3 protein-coding genes and 1 pseudogene are annotated in these 4,440 nt (G+C 36.6%); 3 read left to right on the forward strand and 1 reads right to left on the reverse strand.

Annotation, left to right across the window (positions count from 1 at the left end; all coding sequences use genetic code 11):
- Positions 1 to 96: 96 nt before the first annotated feature.
- A pseudogene (locus DIT68_RS16090) lies at positions 97 to 786 on the forward strand (IS91 family transposase); the annotation flags it as partial.
- Positions 787 to 1,187: 401 nt separating this feature from the next.
- On the opposite strand, the gene DIT68_RS16095 reads toward DIT68_RS16090, so the two are convergent.
- Positions 1,188 to 1,655, reverse strand: a complete 468-nt coding sequence (locus tag DIT68_RS16095; RefSeq protein ID WP_109360849.1) for a DinB family protein — start codon at positions 1,653 to 1,655, stop codon at positions 1,188 to 1,190.
- A 372-nt stretch (positions 1,656 to 2,027) separates the two neighbouring features.
- On the opposite strand from DIT68_RS16095, the gene mef(C) reads away from it, so the two are divergent.
- Both mef(C) and mph read left to right on the forward strand, forming a co-directional pair.
- Positions 2,028 to 3,251: a macrolide efflux MFS transporter Mef(C) gene (gene mef(C), locus DIT68_RS16100; protein ID WP_109360847.1), complete on the forward strand. Its 1,224-nt coding sequence runs from the start codon at positions 2,028 to 2,030 to the stop codon at positions 3,249 to 3,251.
- 3 nt (positions 3,252 to 3,254) lie between these two features.
- On the forward strand, positions 3,255 to 4,139 hold the full coding sequence (gene mph, locus DIT68_RS16105; protein ID WP_109360848.1) for an Mph(E)/Mph(G) family macrolide 2'-phosphotransferase: 885 nt from the start codon (positions 3,255 to 3,257) through the stop codon (positions 4,137 to 4,139).
- Positions 4,140 to 4,440: the final 301 nt, after the last annotated feature.

Here is a 4,440-nt window from a genome sequence, read left to right on the forward strand (position 1 = left end):
GGCTGACAATAACGCAAAACCATCTCTGTAAACTCTACTTGAATTCTTTAATTTGATGTGTAAAACCTTTCTGATCTCATCCGTTTCATCTATTGGACTTGGTTTAGATTGATAGTACTCAATTTGCATTGTATAGTTCCTGGCGGAGGTGTGACCAAAAACAATAAGTGGAAGTCTTCGAAAAGTAAAGGAAAATACTTATTTGATGTGAAATCAATGAGTGAGGTGTTTAGGGCAAAGTATATTGCTTTGCTTAGAAAAAGCAAATTAAAAATACCACAAGGTATTTACGATAAAGTGTTCTCAAAGAAATGGGTCGTTTATGCAAAACAACCTTTCTTTAAACCTGAATTTGTATTTGAGTATCTTGGAAGATACACTCACAAAATCGCTATTTCTAATCACAGAATAAAGAACATTGATTATACTAAGAAAACAGTCACATTTTCTGCTAAAAATTATAGAAAAGGAGGAAAAAAACACGATATAACACTTAAAACTTCCGACTTTATTAAACGGTTTTCTTTACATATTTTACCTAAAGGCTTTACTCGAATACGGCATTATGGAATATTAAGCAGCAGCTGGAAAAAGATAAAGCTTCCCGAACTTCAAAAGTTGTTGAATGAACAAAATACAACGGAAATTATTAAGGAGAACCCAACGCACCACAGACGATGTCCAAGGTGTAAAAAAGGTAAACTCATTACTGTTTTACTTTTTGACGGTAGAGGTCCACCAGAAAACTGGAGAGAAACTTTAAGTACCAGTAAATCAACAGAATAAATGTAACGTCTAGCGCGTAATGAGGAAGTTATGGCTTAGAATTAGTAAAATCGACATCAAACTGGCGAAAGGCCTGATAAATGCGTGGTTTTCGTGACACTGAATAGTAATCAACCAAATTAAATTCGAAATGCACGCTCATAATCAAAGCGTAACACACCAAAATAATCTTTCAAAAATAATGTATTAAACCGATTTCCCCATACGTTCGGCAAGCTCAGTAGGGCTAAGGAAATCCGGATCCGTCAACATGGTATTATTCATTCTTGTCTGTTTTTTTTATTTGTATTCATGAGTACTTCGTAGTTCAGCGTTGGCCAACTTAGCGAAGCGATCTCACAACCGTAGGGCGTAATCGGCACGCCGAATACTTAGTTATTGGCTATAGTGTTTTTTTACTTTTAATCCCATATTTCTGGGCGATTAATTTTCATTGCTCTCAAATATGAAAGGAACTGTCCTGCGTGAACAGATTCATGATACCCAATCCGTAATAAATACTTTCCAAGGGTTTTTTTGTCTCCATTTCCGGGGTGAATGATTTCCGTTTCGTCTAATTCTTTATCCGAAAATTGGCGAACGCTTTCTAAAAACGCGTTCCTATAAGATTCAGCAAATTCAAGTTCGTCAGTAACGCTAATGAATGGTCGATTTTTCCATGGCGTTTGATAATTTGCCATACTCCCATTATTGATTATTATATTCCATCCATAGTCAGCTTCCAAAACGTGTCTAACCATTTCTATGGCAGTCATTGCTTTTTCGTCAGGTTTCCAATTATAACAGCTTTCAGGAAGTCCTTTCCAAAGTTTTACGCTTCTTCTTCTAATTTCTGTGAAGTTTAAAATTATGAGTTCAGATTGAGTCATTTTCTTTGTTTTAGAGAATGTCATTTTTCATTACAGCCAACGTTTTGGGTATTGCCGAAGGCGGGGATTTTTGGCACAAAAGTTCAATAGAAGAACGAATGTTTAACCTTGCACAAATGTTCAATCGAAGCCGTTCAGTCCCGCTTTTGGCAATACCTTGTTAGCTGCTGGGCTTAATTTTGCTAAAATAGCTTATTTTTTGAGATAATAATTTGTACTTTTGTGGCTTCACTTCCAAAAAGTATACAACACGTGGCAAAGCCTTGGATTAAATAATTATTAGGGTAATTCTCTTCAAAACCCACTTTTATGGTATAGTACTCTATAGTATTATGCTACAATTATTTTGTTGTATAATTTAATCAAGTTTTTATGGAAAATCGTAAATGGTTTAAGACCTATATGTTTATATGGGCTGGACAGTTTGCTTCAATGCTTACAAGTTATGCTGTTCAGTTTGCTATTGTTATATGGCTTAGTCTGGAGTACAATTCAGCCGAAGTTTTAGCCTACGCTGGAATAGCAGCAATGTTGCCCCAGGCATTGGTAGGTTTAATTGCAGGGGTATATGTTGACCGTCTCAATCGTAAATATGTAATGATTTTTTCGGATGCTTTTATAGCTGTCTGTGCCCTTGTGTTACTCGTCATTCTACAAAATGAAAATGTTAATCTGATATGGATTTACATTTTATTGGGTTTACGCTCTGTTGGTAATGCTTTTCACGCTCCGGCACTACAGGCAATTGCTCCGCTGATTGTACCCCAAAATGAATTGATAAAGGTAGCAGGAATTAATCAGGTGTTACATTCGGTTTGCAGTATTGGTGGTCCTGCCATTGGCACATTAGCCATTGCGTATCTTCCCATTTCAAAAGTATTGTACTTGGATTTGATTGGAGCATTGCTGGCTATTCTTTCACTCGTGATTGTGAAAATTCCCAATGTGGTTACGAAGTCAAAATCGTATGCACATTCTATTGCTACAGATTTTTCGGAAGGATTTCAGACTGTTTCCAAAAACAAAGGTTTGCGTTATCTTTTTCTTTATGCAATGGCGATAACATTTGTTATAATGCCAGCTGCCATTATGTTTCCGTTGCTTACAACAGGGCATTATGCAGGAGGAAAATGGGAGATGGGAATTGTAGAAGTGGTTTGGGGCGGAGGTATGCTTATTGGCGGTGTCATTCTGAGTATTTTCCAATTGAAAGGCTCAAAAGTAGTCGCAGTCAATGTTATGTATGTATTATTGGGACTTACATTTATTTTGAGTGGTGTATTACCTGAAAATTGGTTTGTAGAATTTGTGATAGTAACTGCCATTGGCGGTATCAGCCTGTCAATTTTCAATGGCTGTTTTACAGCAATTGTACAAACAGAGGTAAGTCCTGAAAAATTAGGACGTGTATTTTCGCTTTATTATAGTTTGGCCGTTTTGCCAAGTGTAATCGGTTTATTATTCACAGGTCTAATTGCAGAAGGTATTGGTGTAAACATTACGTTTATCATAAGCGGTTGTTTGGCAATCGTTGTGGGTATTCTTTCGTTTAGCACTCGCAACTTAATGCAATTAGGTAAAATCAAAAAAGTTTAAAAAATGAAAAATAGAGATATTCAAAAATTAGCGGAAAGAAATGGTTTATTTCTTTCGGATGAAATGAGTTTTAACGATATGGGAATTGACTTTAAGGTTGGTTTCGCTACAGATAAGGATGGGACAAAATGGTTGTTGCGTATCCCAAGAAGAACAGACTTAGACGAACAGATTGCGAATGAGAAGCGTATTCTTCAATTGGTGTCGAAATACCTTTCGGTACAAGTTCCTGACTGGCGTATAGCTAATGAAGAACTTGTAGCCTATCCTTTGCTTGATGGAAAACCTGCGCTAACTTATGATACTGAGACCTATGAAGTAACTTGGAATATGGCTAAAGACAGCGAACTTTACATTCCATCGTTGGCGAAGGTTTTGGTTGAACTTCATTCCATTCCAACGCAAGAGGTTCTTAGTAACGGATTAAAAGTGTTGACGGCAGAACAAGCCAGAAATGAGATTTCAGAAAGATTGCTTTTGGTGAAATCTGAATTAGGTATAAGTACCGAATTAGAAAATCGATACCAAAAATGGGTGGATAATGATGCCTTATGGCCGAATTTTACAAAATTCATTCACGGTGATTTGTATGCAGGTCACACCCTTACTCATATCAATGGAGAATTGTGTGGAATTATTGATTGGTCAACAGCACAAGTCAGCGATATAGCACAAGATTTTTCAGGTCACGTCACTGTTTTCGGTGTAGAAAGTCTGAAAAATTTAATTTCGGCATACGAAAAACAAGGTGGAGAAGTATGGGATAAACTGTTTGAACAAGCAGTTGAGCGAGCTGCTGCCGCACCTTTAGCTTATGGATATTTTGCTTTAGAAACACAAGATGAAATTCATCTTAGTTCTGCAAAATTACAGTTAGGTGTTGAGTAGAATTTTTTTTAGTAGGGGCTGACACCTTAATCGGGTCAGCTCCCTATTATTTCAAGGGATGTTTGTCTATTAGCGGTGTTGTGTAGCCTTGCAGCTAACAGGTCAATATACGCAATTGTGCATATCCCACCTATATTTCTACCCAAATCTAACAAAAATCCTCACCAATCCTATCTCCAAAACATCACAAACTCAACTAAATTATTTCAACCCCTTACCTTTCTAAGTTCATAAAAGCCATAAATCATGAAAACTACACAAAACAAAACAGCTCCTAATTTTTGAAAATTAAGTTGGCTAA

Source organism: Brumimicrobium oceani (genome assembly GCF_003143775.1).
Taxonomy (GTDB): Bacteria; Bacteroidota; Bacteroidia; order Flavobacteriales_D; family Crocinitomicaceae; genus Brumimicrobium; species Brumimicrobium oceani.